The organism is Helicobacter sp. T3_23-1056 (assembly GCF_053654535.1).
Map to the genome: position 1 here is coordinate 1 of NZ_JBSIUU010000014.1, position 16,628 is coordinate 16,628.

The 16,628-nt window shown below is 32.5% G+C and carries 14 protein-coding genes and 2 pseudogenes; all 16 read left to right on the forward strand.

Translation table 11 applies throughout. The features are described from left to right. Positions 1 to 81: 81 nt before the first annotated feature. The 16 genes and pseudogenes from ACWIUO_RS08285 (at position 82) to ACWIUO_RS08360 (ending at position 16,578) form a co-directional block, all read left to right on the forward strand. Positions 82 to 3,357: a hypothetical protein gene (locus tag ACWIUO_RS08285; protein WP_454177434.1), complete on the forward strand. Its 3,276-nt coding sequence runs from the start codon at positions 82 to 84 to the stop codon at positions 3,355 to 3,357. Positions 3,358 to 3,385: 28 nt separating this feature from the next. Next, positions 3,386 to 4,852 carry a hypothetical protein gene (locus ACWIUO_RS08290; protein ID WP_454177435.1) on the forward strand — a complete coding sequence of 489 codons (1,467 nt, stop codon included), beginning with the start codon at positions 3,386 to 3,388 and terminating at the stop codon, positions 4,850 to 4,852. 478 nt (positions 4,853 to 5,330) lie between these two features. Then, positions 5,331 to 5,708, forward strand: a complete 378-nt coding sequence (locus tag ACWIUO_RS08295) for a hypothetical protein (RefSeq protein ID WP_454177436.1) — start codon at positions 5,331 to 5,333, stop codon at positions 5,706 to 5,708. A gap of 83 nt (positions 5,709 to 5,791) precedes the next feature. Further along, positions 5,792 to 6,337: a hypothetical protein gene (locus ACWIUO_RS08300; RefSeq protein ID WP_454177437.1), complete on the forward strand. Its 546-nt coding sequence runs from the start codon at positions 5,792 to 5,794 to the stop codon at positions 6,335 to 6,337. A gap of 96 nt (positions 6,338 to 6,433) precedes the next feature. Next, on the forward strand, positions 6,434 to 6,964 hold the full coding sequence (locus tag ACWIUO_RS08305; protein WP_454177438.1) for a hypothetical protein: 531 nt from the start codon (positions 6,434 to 6,436) through the stop codon (positions 6,962 to 6,964). A 15-nt stretch (positions 6,965 to 6,979) separates the two neighbouring features. Next, positions 6,980 to 7,441, forward strand: a complete 462-nt coding sequence (locus ACWIUO_RS08310; protein ID WP_454177439.1) for a methyltransferase — start codon at positions 6,980 to 6,982, stop codon at positions 7,439 to 7,441. A gap of 99 nt (positions 7,442 to 7,540) precedes the next feature. Continuing rightward, a complete protein-coding gene (locus ACWIUO_RS08315) occupies positions 7,541 to 8,011 on the forward strand; it encodes a hypothetical protein (protein WP_454177440.1) in 471 nt (156 codons plus the stop codon). Between the two features lie 852 nt (positions 8,012 to 8,863). Continuing rightward, complete coding sequence (locus ACWIUO_RS08320) at positions 8,864 to 9,346, forward strand: hypothetical protein (protein WP_454177441.1); 483 nt, start codon at positions 8,864 to 8,866, stop codon at positions 9,344 to 9,346. Between the two features lie 10 nt (positions 9,347 to 9,356). Beyond that, positions 9,357 to 9,488, forward strand: coding sequence for a hypothetical protein (locus ACWIUO_RS08325; RefSeq protein WP_454177442.1), 132 nt, complete (start codon positions 9,357 to 9,359; stop codon positions 9,486 to 9,488). Next, positions 9,485 to 9,826 carry a hypothetical protein gene (locus tag ACWIUO_RS08330; protein ID WP_454177443.1) on the forward strand — a complete coding sequence of 114 codons (342 nt, stop codon included), beginning with the start codon at positions 9,485 to 9,487 and terminating at the stop codon, positions 9,824 to 9,826. The genes ACWIUO_RS08325 and ACWIUO_RS08330 overlap by 4 nt, the downstream gene beginning before the upstream one ends. A gap of 372 nt (positions 9,827 to 10,198) precedes the next feature. Further along, complete coding sequence (locus ACWIUO_RS08335) at positions 10,199 to 10,348, forward strand: hypothetical protein (RefSeq protein ID WP_454177444.1); 150 nt, start codon at positions 10,199 to 10,201, stop codon at positions 10,346 to 10,348. After that, entirely contained in the window at positions 10,345 to 10,674 is a 330-nt protein-coding gene (locus ACWIUO_RS08340) for a hypothetical protein (protein WP_454177445.1), read from the forward strand. The genes ACWIUO_RS08335 and ACWIUO_RS08340 overlap by 4 nt, the downstream gene beginning before the upstream one ends. Before the next feature lie 321 nt (positions 10,675 to 10,995). Further along, positions 10,996 to 11,775: a HugZ family heme oxygenase gene (locus ACWIUO_RS08345; protein WP_454177446.1), complete on the forward strand. Its 780-nt coding sequence runs from the start codon at positions 10,996 to 10,998 to the stop codon at positions 11,773 to 11,775. Positions 11,776 to 12,293: 518 nt separating this feature from the next. Next, positions 12,294 to 12,620 (forward strand): annotated as a pseudogene (locus tag ACWIUO_RS08350) (hypothetical protein); the annotation flags it as partial. A gap of 132 nt (positions 12,621 to 12,752) precedes the next feature. After that, positions 12,753 to 13,826: pseudogene (gene serS, locus ACWIUO_RS08355) on the forward strand (serine--tRNA ligase); the annotation flags it as partial. Between the two features lie 130 nt (positions 13,827 to 13,956). Continuing rightward, positions 13,957 to 16,578, forward strand: coding sequence for a tetratricopeptide repeat protein (locus tag ACWIUO_RS08360; protein ID WP_454177447.1), 2,622 nt, complete (start codon positions 13,957 to 13,959; stop codon positions 16,576 to 16,578). Positions 16,579 to 16,628 lie beyond the last annotated feature (50 nt).

The following is a 16,628-nucleotide window of genomic DNA, read 5'->3' on the forward strand; positions in this document are numbered from 1 at the left end:
GGGTAAGTGATGAATATAGCCAAAAGTCAAGCCAAATTTATATCTCAAAAACATATAGGATATAGCGTAGATGTAGATTTCGTGGCTTTGAATGCAAATTTAGATTATAAATTATCAAATATTACACAAATGCAAGTGGCTGATTTGCGATTAGCCTTGCAAATATGCGATATAAACAATATCGGTGCAGATTCGCATATCAAAATTGATTCATTAGACAAAACAGCATATCAAAAAGACTTATATCCACAAGTAAATTGTTTGTTCGATAATCAAAACAATATTTTAGATTTAAGAGCAAAGGCAATGGAAATGTTTTTGTTATTTGCAGATAAAAAAAAATCAACACAAGATATTAACGATATTTTAAAGCAAATAAAAAGTATTCTTAACTCATATAATACCGAACAAAATAATATTTTTAATACACTAAAAGATTGTAATTTTGATAATACCGCACAAATTTTTACAGAGGCAAATCAAAAATTAAAAGAGTTACAAATCACGCTAGATAAATCTACCGAACAAGTAAAGCAGGATTTGCAAAATCGATTTAATAAAGACATAATTATATTAAGCGCAAAAATTATTAGCACTACGCTTTTTCCGCTAATATCCTTTGTGCTAATAAATAATGCCAACTCAAAAATAGCCAAAACACTTATCTCACTTTTAAGAGGAATGCCACTAGGACCTGTTGGCATAACTTTTTCATTGATTTTGCTTTTGTATGATATTTATGATTTTGTTTCAAAAAAATATAAAGAAAATCAAAAATTGCACGCCGTTTATGAAGTCTATGGGGCAATAATTAGTATTTATGAAAAATTAGATTCTCATTTAGTAAGCCTTTTAAATTTTTCGCATTTTGGAGCGGGGAATCTCATCACAACTCAAAAAAATAACATTTTTACTTATCATTTATATCCAAATTATGCGAAATTTAATTCTATGCTTTTATATGAAATTTCTAAAAATGACACTTTGATTGTAGAAGATAAAGTATTTAGGGCTAAATTTTCGCTAGATAATAAAGAGGACAAACAATCATATATAGAGACTATTTTTAGCAAAACCAATGATGATTTTAATCGTATAATCACAAACAAAACAATCACTCAATTTTCTACATTTTGCACTTCGCATTTGCGAAAACTTTATGATAAAAATGACAATATTACGAACTCATCAGCATTCCAGCATTTGCAAAATCTATTATTAAAATTTGATAGTTTTTTATTTATAAAATCATCTAGTTTTAGCTCTATAATAGCAAGTGATATGCTAATGCAAAGTTTTGCACAAAGCAGACAAAAAAATAAAATGCGTAGCAATAAAACAGCTCTTATTTTGACAAATTGCTTGCATAACGGATTGCCAGAATATAAAATACAACAACATATCAAAGATAAATGCTTCAACAATGACTACACAAAGAAAAATATATTATTTCTATCTGCAATGTTTAGAATCAAAAAAGCTGATTTTATAACATACATTACGCATAAAATCATTGAATTGTTTGAGCAATACCAAATATCAATAAATGAGATTTACAAGCTAATAAAACAATACAATATAGTAGATGATTCATTGATAATTGATACTAAAAAAATATGCGATATGAATGAAAAAGATTTTTGTAGTTTAGTCTATGAATTATGCGCTTTATTTACAAAAGAAAAAATACTAAAAACAAACAAAAATCAAGCAAATAAAAATGTAGAAATAATGAATATGTTATTAGATATTTTTTATTTATTTTCATATTTTAATGATTATGAAATTGCAAAATTAGAAGAATATCAAAATGAAATAAATAAAGAATATACAAAACAAAAAGATTCGCTACAAGATTTTTTTAAAAAGAAATTTATTGAATCTAATAACACACCAAATGTATTTTATAATATTAAAGAGTTAGAAACATTGTATGTTGCAATGCTTGATATGTATTTCAACAACAATGACAATGCGCTAGATTTGGCATTAAACATAAATATTAACTATTTAGAAATTGAACAAGATTTACAAAACAAATCATTGCAAAATTATCAACAATTAGCAATAGATTATATAATGCCACTTATACCATTGCATAAGGATATATTAAAGATTTTGGATAAGCAACTTCTATTTAAATTTTGCAGGATTAGCATTCAATATATTTTAGATTCTAACAACGAAGCAAAAAATAATTTTTTACTAGGCTATGAAGCAGGCTTGCTATCACTTACTGCCATAAATATTGACATAAAGCAAAACAATCATTATGATAAATCTATATTAAAAGAGTTGTTTGATATTGGAGAAATGACAACCAAAAATATTACAAAAGATGTTGTTATTCAACGCCTATCGCAAATCAAAAATAAACTTAAAAAATATGCTACAAAAATATATGCTTTAAATTTTTTTGACGAATCTAATACAGACATTATCAAACAAATTACCCAAGATATGGTAAAAGAGCTAGACAAAAAAACAAATCGTTATGTCAAAGAGTTATATAACAAGATAGATAGCAGAGTGGGCATTAAGCATATAGCGCAACTATCTGTAATCAACTCTATAATGACATATATTGCAAATACAATATTAGATAAACTTTTCCCCACTCAAATAAAAGATAGTAACGATATGAAACAAAAAATTATCGCGCTACTTTTTATGCTAAATCGCCATAGAAATACACCTTATGCCACCTGCAAACAAGGAAGCGAGTATTTGACATTTCCCATAGAAATCACTCAAACGCTTATAAGTGCGGATTTGAGAGCGATTTTATTAGGTGGCTCTGCTTTGGATAGTGGATTTTGTGTAAAAACGCCGAGTGTAGGTATATTTAGCCAAAATCAATCAAGCGCAACAAAAACATTAAAAGAAAGCCTAAAAAATTTCATAAATTTCAATGTAGATTTTGACGCGCTAGATGGCAAAAAGCGAAGTGTCATCAAAGAGGCTTATGCGAAGTTATGGTTTTATTTGGAAATGGGAGAGAATCAACAATTAGAAAATTATTTAAGGAATGAAGTTTGTATCAAACCTAAAGAATGTAATTTAGCAAATCTTACAGATGGCAGATTTGTTCAAACCAAACTAAAAAAAGCAAAAGAACTTGATAATGACATAAAAAATTTTGAATCAAAGGGTGGCGAAGCAAAAGATGGGATAAAATTTAACCACGATTTTCTTATCCAGCTAAAGCGTATCGCAGAGTGGAATTATGTAATATATACGCAAAAACCTAAAAGCAAGAAAAATAATTGCGACGAAGTGCCAAAAATAGAGCAACTTTGTGGGAATCTTATCTATGATGAGGATTTTATCCCCACAACCATTGATATAGTGGATTGATATAAAATCTACGCATTAAGGAGTGAAAGTGAAAGGTGCTATATTTGAGAGAGAGGAAATACCTTTTTGGCAAAAACTTCATCACGATATGGAATCTAAAGAGGCAATTTTTCAAGCTAATATACCGCGCAATATTAGCGAACAACAACACATAAAAGAATATCGGCTTAATTTTATGCTAAAAACCATAAAATCCTACAAGCCACACCCAAATGGAAATGGTATCAAATGGAGCAAAGAGGAAAAAGAAGCATTTGTAAAGCTAAGCTATAAAGAGCAAAGAAAAATGATAGTGAGAAAAAGTGAGATAAAATCCGCTCTTTTTCCTTATGTGAGTGTGGATTATGAGCCGTATAAATATAGCGAACGCATAAGCGATAGCGCAAAAAGAGCATATCAAAAAGCACAAACTTTACTAAACAAAAATAAAAATTTAGATTTTAGTAATTTAGATTCTAATACCAAACAAGCCATATTTAATAACTTGCGAATCGCATATAAAGAGCAATATCTAAAAGCAGGAGTAGAATTAGCAAAATTGCTTTTTAAAAATTCACATTTAAGAGACCATATGGATGCGGGCGATGAAATAGCAGAATGCTCATCTATCACGCGAGCACTGCTTAATGAAAAAATCCCAGAAAATGCGTATATGTATTATCAGCTTTATAAAAGTGGGTTATTATATCTTGGTAGAGAGCAAGCATTGGAATGTTATAATTACGCATTAGAATCTATCGTGTGGGAGGCGATAGATGAGGAAGCGCAAAGGAAAGAATCTAGATATTCACTTATTACTGCGGAGCTATGGCTAGCAGCTGCTATAAAATATCAAAGCCCATTAGCTTTTTCTATGGCAGCGAGTAATTATGAGCCTCAAGGTATACATTCTACTTATTATGCGGCGATTCCTTATATGGCTTGTGTGCGTTGCGCGATAGCACTAGGCAATGAGGATTTAATAGAGGAAATGGCAAAAGATTATAGCTGTTGCTCAAATTTACATAAATCAAACATTAAGGCTAGAAAATTATGGGCTTACTATGAAAAAACACCCAAACAAAAAGGACTAATAAACGGGCTTGACCCATATTTTGATGAAAAATTCCCACCAGATTTACTTATAGATTTTACTTATTATGTGATTTCTTGTGTATATGGGGGTAGTGGTAATTTTTTGGGATTAGAATATGCTATCCAAGAGGGGCTAATAAAAGACCCTAGAGACAAAGATTCTACCCCTCAAAGCATAAAGGAATATTACTTAATGGCGTGGAGAATAATTGTAGAATATTATATAAAAGACTATGACTATGACTATAAGGAAGATAAAAATATAGAGTATTTGCATATTTGGCAAATAAATCGTTGTTTGCTATACAAAATCTATGAACATCTCACCTATGGCTACCCCTCCGCCCGCCATTATATTTTCCCCAAAGAAGTGTTGGATTTAGAGATTGATTTTACAAAAGGAACGGAGGGTATAAAGTAAAGTATTTATGCAAATCTAGTGATTTTTTGAAATTTTGACAAAATATCAAACTAGAATGTAAAAGCAAGGAATCTAATGCTATCAAAGAAAATGAGCAAAAAAAAGAAAAAAGATTTAATCTAATAAAAATGATTTAGATTTAAATAACACAGCATTTCTTTGCCCTATACTAGAATGCGATGAGCTAAAATGCGCTCACGGAGGACAAGTCAAACTCACTTCAAATGTAGGCAAAAAGTCTTTGCTTAATGGTTTGTTAAGTAATATTAGGTTAGAATCTAAAGTTTTTATATGAAATTTCAAATCTAGGATTTAAAAGGCAGACATAGTAAATGTGGAGAAAAATCAAAACATTTAAAGCAAAACTTAAGCAAATATTTATGCTAAAATATGTCATAACATTTTTTGTATTTATATTTGTTGTTTTGTTTTTTGTAGGCGGCGGATCTACTCTTTTATAGACCCAAGAACCTATATTATGTGGCTATATGTTTGCAAAAATATGGAAAAACAAACAATTTACGACAAAAATTTATATGATAAATTGATGCTTAAAGATTCTTATCGCGGAGAGAAAATCACAGAGGAAATAATCGAAATAAACGACGAAATAAACGATATTTTTGACAAAATAGACGCAAAAGTCATCTCTCAAAAAAATTTTTTAGGCATTACGGAAACGCAATATGAATGGTATTTAGACAAAGTCCTAGTTGGCGAGGGCGTAGGCTATGATTTGAATTTTTATTATTTTAAATTATACGGTGATGAAGCTAGTGGTTTTGGTTGGTATTGGCAAAAGTCAGATATGTGGTGCAATCCAAAAAGAGTTTTTATAAAAAAGAATGAGCGATAAAAAACAAAGAATCAATAGATAAGATTAAAGATTACGCGGATTGTGCGGATGCGAGTTATGCGTTATGTATTTAAGGGTAAAATATGGCTAAACTCAAACTAAAAAGTGTAGCAAAGATTACGCTTATCATCTTTGTGTTAATATTTGGTGGCTTGTTTGTCATTGCAAATTTTTCAACTGCACTTGTAGATTGGCAATTTTATAAAGCTGAGAAATTGGGCGAAAAATGTAGCGGAATTTATGTATTTGACAAGGATTTATACGCAGAGGCAGAAAAGATTGGCATATATCCCGGACTTGGCATTGGAGTTATCCCCTCACAAGAAGAAGGCATATTATCAAATAATTTTTTATTAGAGGTTGAGAGCTTGAGAATGAATACTAAATATAGCAGAATATCGATAGTAGGCTACACTGCTTTTTATACAGACAACAACGGCAATAAGCACATCATTTATCAAGCAAGAGAATATATACAAAAATACTTTGCTCTTTATATTGGCGGTGATGAGGGTGGAGGAATTAGGATTGGAACTTCGCGACTATATCATATACCTTATGAAAATAATCTTTTTTATGTGGAAAATATGCAAGAGGAAGCAACGCAAGGAGTGTGCAAATATGAATAATGCAAATAAAAAGCTAATTGATAACATTAAAGATTATGCAGATTGTGCGGATGCGAGTTATGTGATGTGTTTGGGAGATATGCAAAAGGACTTTTTATGTTTGATATAATAGGATTTATATTTGGCATTTTTTGGCTTATATTTTTATGTGTTTTAGCATTATTTTTAATTATCAAAGGAATCAACAAAATACAACACAAAGCGGAATCTACAAGTTTTCAAAAGATTTTTAAGATTCTTTTAAAATCTATAATTCCATTCTTTTTTGTTTTATTTATTGTGGGTGGCTGCTCTATCATATATGCCGACCCCAAACTTTATGTTTGCGTTGCTTATGAAAAAATAAAAGGGCATACAACAATTTACAATAGAGAGTTATACAATGAAGTTGTTAGTCTTTATGATTCAAACAATGAAGCAAAATTATCAAATGGCTATGCAGTGATTTATGATATGGAATCTTTTGATTTTTTTAATATTGCCATTTCAAAAGGAACATTTTATTATAATGACAAAAATAATGCTAAACATTTGATTTACAGCTACAGCACTTGCACCTACACTGAGTATGGTTTATGGCTCAAAGGTGATGAAGGCGGTGGATTTTGGTTACAATTTAAAAAATGATTAAAGGTGGATAAAATGCAAATGGCGCGAATAGATAAGATTAAAGATTACGCGGATTGCGCTGATGCTAGTTATGCGTTATTAGAATGCGCCACCAAAGATTATGTGATTGATGAAACTAAAAGCGATTTTAGTGATGGACAAAAACTAGACGATACATTCAATGGGCAAAATTCCACTTACACAAGGGCTATCGAAGCACGATTTAATAATGATAAAGTAGGTGATTGGTGTATGCCACTTATAGATACTTGCCTTTCCACTAAAGATAAAATCGCAAATAAGGACATTTCTGCCATTACACTTGATTTTAAACTATCAAAACGCACAATCGATTTTGTAAATCGTTTTAAGATTCTAGCACACCAGCCAAATATAGAGCGCAGTAGGGAAAATGGCAAAAATAGCGATAGTAATTGTGGATTCTCTGCCACGCTATTTGAGGATACTTTGCAGAAAAAATTTATATGGTTTTAGAGGGACAAATGATTGCTAAAGATATATAAAATTAAGGTAAATTAAAGTTGCTTTTGTATAATTTTAAGATTCAAAATAGCAATAAAAAAAGGACATATTTTGAAAATCCCTATTTATGCACAGCTCAAATCAAAACTAGAATCTAAAGGACTAGATTCTACTACAAGCGGACAAATCGCGTGGTTTGTGTTTAGCTTTTTTGTGTCGCATTTGATTTTTATTTGTTGGTGGTTAATCGCCAATAAAATCAATGACATAATTGACTTTATGAAATATATATATGTGCCTATACTTGCGCCTTATTTTAGTCATTTCTTTTCTCTTTTCTTTATGTGGTGCATATTTTTGTTAAACTGCCTATACAAAATCAATATGATTCCATTGATAAGTGCAATCGTAATTTTATGGATATATTTTTACAATGTGGTTATTTCTGTGTGCTTCTTTTGTGCTATTGTTATCGTGTTATTTTTTATGCAAAAGCGATTATGTTTGACTTTTATAATCGCAGTAAGTTATCTTGCTTTAAGTTTTTATATATTTGACTTGCGCGGAGGATTTTATAAATGAAACACTATGTAACGATTTATATAGATCCAATCTTTGATTTTGTATGATAATATAAACACTAATTATATCATCGCATTTAGGGGGACAAATGATTATAAAGATGTATAAAATTAAAGTTGCTTTTGTATAGTTTTAAGATTTAAAATAGCAATGAAAAATAAAAGGACATACTTTGAAAATCCCTATTTACACGCAAATCAAAGCAAAGCTAGAATCTAAAGGGCTAGATTCTACTACAAGCGGACAAATCGCGTGGCTATATTTTAGTGGCATATTAAGTGTGATATGTGGATTTTTTATAGGATTGTATTGGGCAGTAGGACTTAATTTCGCCGATTTTGTTGGTGTGTTTATTTTTGTTATGTTATTTTCAAGTATTTCGCTTTGGTCTATTCTTGTATTTTGGCATAAAAAGTTTCTGCTTTTTGGATTTTTGTTTGTTATGTTTTATTTTATTTCTATATTTGTAGAAATGGGCAAATTATGGATAATTGGAGCATTTATAATTATACTTTTTTGGTTTTTAAGCACTAAAATGGACATAAAAAGAAAACTATTATTATGTATAATATTTTTAGTTTTTGTATTGAATTGGTTTATTTTATTTTTTGTCTTTATTTTTTTCCTTACGGGTCAAATTTTACCACGATAAATGAGAGGTTTTTATGAAACACTATGTAACGATTTATATAGACCCAATCTTTGATTTTGTATGATAATATAAACACTAATTATATCATCGCATTTAGGGGGACAAATGACTGCTAAAGATATATAAAATTAAGGTAAATTAAAGTTGCTTTTGTATAATTTTAAGATTCAAAATAGCAATAAAAAATAAAAGGACATATTTTGAAAATCCCTATTTATGCACAAATCAAAGCAAAGCTAGAATCTAAAGGACTAGATTCGACTATAAGCGGACAAATCGCGTGGTTTGTGTGTAGCTTTTTTGTGTCGCATTTGATTTTTGAAATTTGGATTTTTGGTTGTTTATCTAGTTGGTGGAATAATGAAATAAGTGCGTTGCAAAATGTCATTTGGGGTTTTACTGCGATTTATCACAATCATTTTATATTGTTTAGTTTTATGTTTGTAATCTTTATAATAAATCTTTTGTATGTCAAAAATATACTGCCATTATTATTAAGTATTTTTACAACATTGTGGCTTTTAAACTATGAATATCTAATGTTTGTAAGCATAATGACATATATTATTTGCGCTATTTTTTTACTAAAAACAAAGCATTATAATTTGTTTTGTATATACACGATTGGTGTAGTTTATATGATTTTCGCATTTGTAATGGCTGATAGCATACCATTTCGATAAGGTAAAATTTATGAAATATTATTCAACGATTTATATTGATACTTTGAGTGATTTTAAGGGCTTTACTCACATATTTTTAGGTTTGACGCGCAAAAGCCCTGATGAGCTAGATGAGCAAGATAAACGGAGTGTGCTTGTATGAATCAAAAATTTAGTGTAGGCGAATTTATACTTGATTGTTTTATCTGTTTGTCTTTAATGATAATATCATATATCATATTTGTTATTCCAAGTGGTTTAATATGTAGTGTTTTAGTAGAGTTTGTAGGAATTCGGTCATTAAATAGCGAATATGGATGGGTTTTATTGTTTGCATTATGCAAAATATTTCTTTACATTACTTGGTTTTATTTTTTAGAAAAGAAAAATATTATAAAATACAAAATTTATAAACCCAGCTTTTGGTGTGTTTTTGTATTACTAACGGCTTTTTGGTTGTATTTGGCTTATGGTTTTACACATAGAGATGGAATCAAATAGGGATTTATTATGCCGTATTTTGTAACTATCTATATTCACCCGATACAAGATAGAGAGGGATTCTTATATGAATCAAAAATTTGAATGGGGTAAGTTTGCATTTGATTGCTTTATCTGCTTTGCGGCAATAATAATATCTCCATTTGTATTGTTTTATCCTATGAAAATAATTTTAAGTTCATTGCCTATATTGTCAAATGTGAGCATTTTTATAGGCATTGTTTTGCCAAGCTCGCTTACGCTTTGTGCTATAAATATTTTTTACAAATTTTATAAAGCAAGTTTGCTATTTGGTTGCGCAATATTAGTCTTATTTGCTATATATATTCAATATATTTTCAACTATCATTTTACAAAATAATAGGATTTTGTATGTCATACTTCGTAACTCTCTATATAGAAACAATGAAACCAAAATTAGGTTTATTACCTATTGCAATTCCTCACGCATTTATAGGACTTACCAAAGGCAAAAGCCCTGATGAGCTAGATGAGATGGATAAATGGAGTGTGCTTATATGAATCAAAAATTTAGTGTAGGCAAATTTTTACTTGATTGCTTTATTTGCTTTTGGATTATGGTGGCGTCTGTTGTGATTTTTATAAAACCGCTTTATTACATTTATTACTCGCTTGGAAAGCCCGGTGGTTTGGCATTATTTTATTATGACTTTTACGATATGGCATTAGAATCTAGCGTTCTTTCTCTTGTAATACCTGCAATATTATTTTATTTAACCAAGAATGGAGTAATAAAATACAAAATTTACAAATCTAGCTTTTGGTGTATTTTTGTATTACTAACTGCTTTTTGGTGGTATTTGGCTTTTGGTTTAGTTCATCGATAAAATTATAAGGATTTATTTATGTCATACTTCGTAACTCTCTATATAGAAACAATGAAACCAAAAATGGCTTTATTGCCTTGCAAATTTGCTAAATCAATACTCAAAATAACAGGTAAAATGAGAATTTTTAAGCGCAATACAAAAAATTTATTTTTTTTACAAAAATCTTACAAACTTCGTAAAATACGATATTTTAACGCATATAAAATCATAAGATTCTAAAAAATTTGAAAAATATTTGATAAACACTATCATTTCTAATAAAACTTTAAGGTTTTTTTGCTTACAATGTCGCTTTTATTTCACAGCAAAGGAGCAAAAATGGATTTTGCAGAAGTCATAAAAGGCTATATTTCCCATATGAATGAGCATCACGCAAAGGAATTAGAGGGCTTGCTAAAAAAATTTGGCAATATAAGCGATCCAAAAGACACAAGGCTTGAAGGGCTTGATTTAGAAGGGCTTGATTTAGCCCATAGCGGTGGAAAATTGCGCGTGGAGTTTCCACAAAAAGCCACGCAAGAAAATCTAAAAGATAGCATTATCGAGCTATGCAAAAGCGTGGAGCAAAGCGCGGATTTAGGCAAGGTAGAAAAAGAAATCATAGATTTTGCCAAATCTTTTGGCTCTGCCTGCCTTGCCACACTTAGCCCAAAAAATGAGGTGCTTTGCACTTACGCGCCCGTGATTCATCATAAAGAGAAGTTTTTTATTTACATTAGCGAGGTGGGGGAGCATTTTGCCTCCATCAAGGCAAATCCTAGCAATATCGAGCTAATGTTTTTAGAAGATGAAAGCAAGGCAAAATCCGTGATTTTGCGAAAAAGGCTTCGCTACCGCGTAGAATCTAGATTTGTAGCGCGAGGAAGCGCGGAGTTTGATGAAGTGTATGAAAGTTTTATCGCACAAAGTGGCGGAAGTGGCGGAATCAAAACCATAAAAGATTTTGCAGATTTTCATCTAATCGAGCTTAAACCAAAAGATGGGCGATTTGTCAAAGGATTTGGGCAGGCATATCTCATAAAAGATGGCAAAGCTAGCCATATCACAGGTGGCACAGGCGGTGGCTCTCCGCATAAAATGCCACATAAAAGCGCGTAAATACTGCGTGAAATCATAAATCACTTGCAAAATTCGTTTGTGATTTTGTGTGATTTGAATTTTTAAGCGACTAAGGGCGTAATAGGGTAGGTTGAGCGGTGGGTCTCCTTTAGTTGTTGTGATTTGTTTAGGTAAAACTTTGTTAAGTATTTTTGGTTGCTTGCAAAAATGTATTGGCAAAATCTTAGGCAGGATTTGCGTTAAGATTTTGTGAAATCTTGCAAGTTTCTAAAATCTTAAAAGGTAGCACCTAAATGGCATTATCTTCCTTTTGATGAAATATCCCTTTTCTCTATTTCTCTCTCCTTAAAGAGTTTGGGGATATTTCGCGTTTTTGCGCGATTGATTTTATGTATTCACATTATTTTCTATGATTTGTTATGTTTTTGGATTTTGCTATATTTTGCTATAATGCGATTTTTTGTGCCATTTTTACAAAAATCCACAAAGACTTAAAAATGCGTTTATCAAAATCCCCAAACAATCAAACGCAAAAGCAAACAAAAAAAGGAAAATAAATGATAGATACAAAACTTTTGCTAAATGACTTTGAGGCAATCGCAAAAAAACTGCATTCTCGCAATGTTTCAAAAACTCAACTACAAAATCTAGCCAACCTCACAAAAGATTACAAAGAAAAAAAACAAATCCTAGAATCCTGCCAAGAATCCCACAACAAAGAATCCAAACATTTTGGCGTGCTGATGGCACAAAAGCGCGATAAAAACGATAGCGAAGTGCTAGCTCTAAAATCCAAACTAGAATCCAACAAATCTCAAATAGCCAAAAATGAAACATTTTTAAAAGAAGCAAAAGAGCAACTAGATTTTGCCCTAGCACAAATCCCAAATATCCCAGATAACGCCACGCCAGAGGGCAAAGATGAGAGTGAAAATATCGAAATCAAACGCATTTTAATCCCAAAAGATTTTAGCTTCACTCCAAAAGAGCATTGGGAGCTAGCTGATAACAATAAATGGATAGATTTTAGCGCAGGAGTCAAATTATCAAAATCCCGTTTTAGCGTGCTTCGCGGTGAGGGGGCTAGGCTATCTCGCGCGCTTATAAATTTTATGCTAGATATGAATGAAAAGGCTGGATTTGAAATCGTAGTAACCCCCGTCATCGTAAATGAAAAAATGCTATTTGGCACGGGGCAGTTGCCAAAATTTGAAGCAGATATGTTTAAAATCGCCAATGATGCGCAATGGGAGGATTTTAGCAAGGGGGAGGATTTTGACAAGGAATGCGATATAAAATCTAGCGACATAAAATCTAGTAAGGCAAAAAGTGATTGTGCCTTAGATTCTAAAAATGCCTTAGATTCTAATGGTTCTAAAAATGCCATAAATTCTAATGATTCCAAAGAATCTAAAGAATTTAAAGAATCTAAAGAATCTAAAGAATCTAAAGAATCTAAAGAATCTAAAGAATCTAAAGAATCTAAAAACGCGCTTTATCTTATCTCTACCTCCGAAATCACTTTGACAAATCTTTATAATGATTCAATCATTAACGCGGAGGATTTGCCAATATGTCTAACCGCGCAAACCCCTTGCTTTCGCAAAGAAGCGGGGAGCGCAGGACGCGATACGCGCGGAATCATTCGCCAACACCAATTTGACAAAGTAGAATTAGTCGCCATAACCCACCCAAGCCAAAGCGAAGCTATGCAGGCAAAAATGATTCAATGTGCTAGCGGGATTTTGTCTGCGCTAGGGTTGCCTCATCGTTTTATGCAGTTATGTAGCGGGGATTTGGGATTTAGTGCTAGCAATACGGTGGATATAGAAGTGTGGTTTGCAGGGCAGGGGAAATACAGAGAGATTAGCTCGGTGTCAAATACTCGCGATTTTCAAGCGCGCAGGGCAAAAATCCGCTACAAAGAAAATGGCAAAAACAACCTTGTCCATACGCTAAATGGCTCTTCGCTAGCAGTGGGGCGCACTTTGGCAGCGATAATGGAGTATTATCAAAAAGAAAATGGCGAAATTGAGATTCCTAAGGTATTAGAGCCATATATGGCACAAAATGTGCTATACAAGGCATAAAATATGCAAAATCTTATGATGATTTTGCGCAAAAAATCTTAATATGACTTCTAAATCGTTGCAATGAGAAATCTTATGAGAAATTTTATGAAAAATCTCTTATGGGAAAATCTAATTTTTAGGGGAAAAAATGCCACCAGAGCCTAGTATAAATAGCATACAAGAAACCCAAGCAGGTGGAGAAAACAGCGCAAAAGCAGGGGGCAAGCTAGATAATCTTTTGCAAAAAATCTCCCCCATCATAGACCCCATTATCGCGCCACTTTTAGAAAATCCTACATTTGAGAAAATCTACAAAAATAAGCCACTTTTTTTTGGGATTTTAGGCGGTGCGTTAGCGTTTATCATTATCCTTATAGTCGTCCTTTCGCTATTGCTATCCCCCAAAAGTGATGAGGAAGAAGAGGAAGAAGATTTTGTAGAGAGGGCATATACTAAGGCTGAAATTGATGAGATTGTAAATACGCCATTGCCAGAGGCAAGCGATGAGCTAAAAGAATCTAATATGGATAATCTAATCATCAAAGGAAACTTGCTATATCAGCAAGGTTTGCACAAAGAAGCCTATCAAGTGTTTCGCAAAATCGCTGATTTTTCTCAATCCATCGCAAACTACAATCTAGGCACGATTCAGCTAAAAAACAACTCTTATGAGGATTCTATCGTGGCGTATGCAGACTCCATAGAGACAGGGCAAAATATCTCTGCAAGCTCGATAAATGCGGCTGTGGCTGCGCTAAAAATCAATCGCTATGATTTATCAAGCCATTATCTAAAACTAGCAAATCAAAATCTTGCAGAAATCGCAAATGAGCCATTTTTTAGCTATGCTTACGCGCTTTTGTCGTATTATAAGGGAAATTATTTTGAGAGTTTATCGCCCTTGCTAAATCCAAATTCAAAAGATTTTTCTACGCAAAATGCCAGACTTGCGGCGCATATTTTTACGATTTTTAGCGATGATGAAAACGCACTAAAATCTATCCAAAAAGTCGCCACGCCAAATGATGACAAAACCATAGGGTTGCTATATGCCAGAATGGCACAATATCCAAAAGCAAAATCCCATTTGCTTAGCTATTTGCGCTCACACCCTAGGGATATTGATTCTATGCTTGCTTTGGGGCTTATTGATTTAAAGTTAGGCAATTATGCGGGGGCGGCAAACGCGCTAGATTCTATCTCATCAAATAGGGGATTTCAAGAAAAAGCACAAAAAATCTACCCTATCAAAGTCATCATAAACCCAGAGCTTTTTGATGTGGGATTGGCTCAAAAAATGTTTTGGGAGAGGGATTTTGAAAACAAAGACAAGCTAGGGTATAAAATGCTTTTTTATTATGCGCCATATCGTGTGTTTGACGCCAAAAGGGCATTGGAGGAAATCTCTCAAGCATCTAGCCTAACCCATATCAATATCGCAGAGGGCAAAAATATGCTACTTAGAAGCTCTACGACTTCTAAGATTGATAAGCAAATACTAAAAACCCTTGTGGAGTTGGAAAGCAAGGATTTGCGAGAGGCGTTGAAATTTTTGCAAGATGCGACAAAAAACAATCCAAATCACGCGATTTTGTATTATAACTTGGGGCTTGTGCTAGCACAGCTTGGGCATTATGATGATGCGTATTCGCATTTTATCCGTGCGTATTATTTAGACCAGAGTGATTATGTTTCGGGGATTTTTGCCGTGCTTGCGGGTAGATTTAGCAACAAAAACACAAGCAGAATCAACTATGATTTGTTGCAAAGATTTTATGATGAGGAGTTTAGCGACCCGACACAAAAAGCGTATATTGAAAATTTTTTAAACTACCTAAATGACAATCAATTTCAAGAGCGCGATTGGATAAAAAACGCCAAAACAAAAGAGCCGATTTATTATGTGCTTGAGTTTATCTACGCACTAAAAAACAAAAGCAAAAAAGAAATGATAGAAAATATAAATGAGATAAAAAACATATACCCAAACGATATTGTGGCAAATATTTTGGGGATTTTGGTGGGGAGTTTTGGCGAAAATCTACAAGACATAAGTATTAGTATGTATAATCTTTTTAATGAACAATCACTTGATTTGCGTCCGTTGCACTTAGGTGGTGCATTTCCTAGAGAATTGTATGTCTATACGGGTTTTGTAACAGGCTCTTTGCAAAATCAAGCCCGCATAATGCAAAACTACCTAATCGCAAATGATAGCGACCCTAGAGGGACTATGCAGACGCTTGGAGCGATTTATATCTATCAGCGCGAATTTCAAAAAGCATACAGCATATATACTACGCTTGTAGATGAGCTAAAAGAGAGCGATAGCCATACGAGATTTTTAGCCGCAGTGAGTGCGGTGGGCGCGGGGAATTATCCCGATGCAGTGCTACTGCTACAACTTGCCAAAATGGAAACCCCCACTGCCTATGAAGCAAGATATGGGCTAGGCTTGCTCTACCACGCCGCAAACAATCTAAAAACCGCAGCGATAAATTATAATTTTATTTCTGTGGCAAATTTTCATTCGCAATTTTTTGATTTTCAAATCGATACGCAAAAAATCCATTCTTTTGAGCTAGTGGATAAAAATAATGGCAATCCAGAGGATAATCCACCAAGCCAAAACACAGCAAGTATCACACCACAAAATCAAAATCCACAAAATACGCAATCTAGCGATTCTACAAAAGAAAATGATAAAGCTAATGATATATTGCAAGATGGGCTAGATAAGCCTGTGAAAAATCCCCTGCTAGACGCATAAATATCTAAAAACTAAAACAATAAAACAAGACAAAGCAAGACGCCCCAAAA

Coding starts and splice junctions, on each gene's coding strand:
- ACWIUO_RS08340 (WP_454177445.1), top strand. CDS start 10,345: ATGAATCAAAAATTTAGTGTAGGCAAATTTTTACTTGATTGCTTTATT.
- ACWIUO_RS08310 (WP_454177439.1), top strand. CDS start 6,980: ATGCAAATGGCGCGAATAGATAAGATTAAAGATTACGCGGATTGCGCT.
- ACWIUO_RS08335 (WP_454177444.1), top strand. CDS start 10,199: ATGTCATACTTCGTAACTCTCTATATAGAAACAATGAAACCAAAATTA.
- ACWIUO_RS08305 (WP_454177438.1), top strand. CDS start 6,434: ATGTTTGATATAATAGGATTTATATTTGGCATTTTTTGGCTTATATTT.
- ACWIUO_RS08360 (WP_454177447.1), top strand. CDS start 13,957: ATGCCACCAGAGCCTAGTATAAATAGCATACAAGAAACCCAAGCAGGT.
- ACWIUO_RS08295 (WP_454177436.1), top strand. CDS start 5,331: ATGTGGCTATATGTTTGCAAAAATATGGAAAAACAAACAATTTACGAC.
- ACWIUO_RS08345 (WP_454177446.1), top strand. CDS start 10,996: ATGGATTTTGCAGAAGTCATAAAAGGCTATATTTCCCATATGAATGAG.
- ACWIUO_RS08300 (WP_454177437.1), top strand. CDS start 5,792: ATGGCTAAACTCAAACTAAAAAGTGTAGCAAAGATTACGCTTATCATC.
- ACWIUO_RS08325 (WP_454177442.1), top strand. CDS start 9,357: ATGAAATATTATTCAACGATTTATATTGATACTTTGAGTGATTTTAAG.
- ACWIUO_RS08330 (WP_454177443.1), top strand. CDS start 9,485: ATGAATCAAAAATTTAGTGTAGGCGAATTTATACTTGATTGTTTTATC.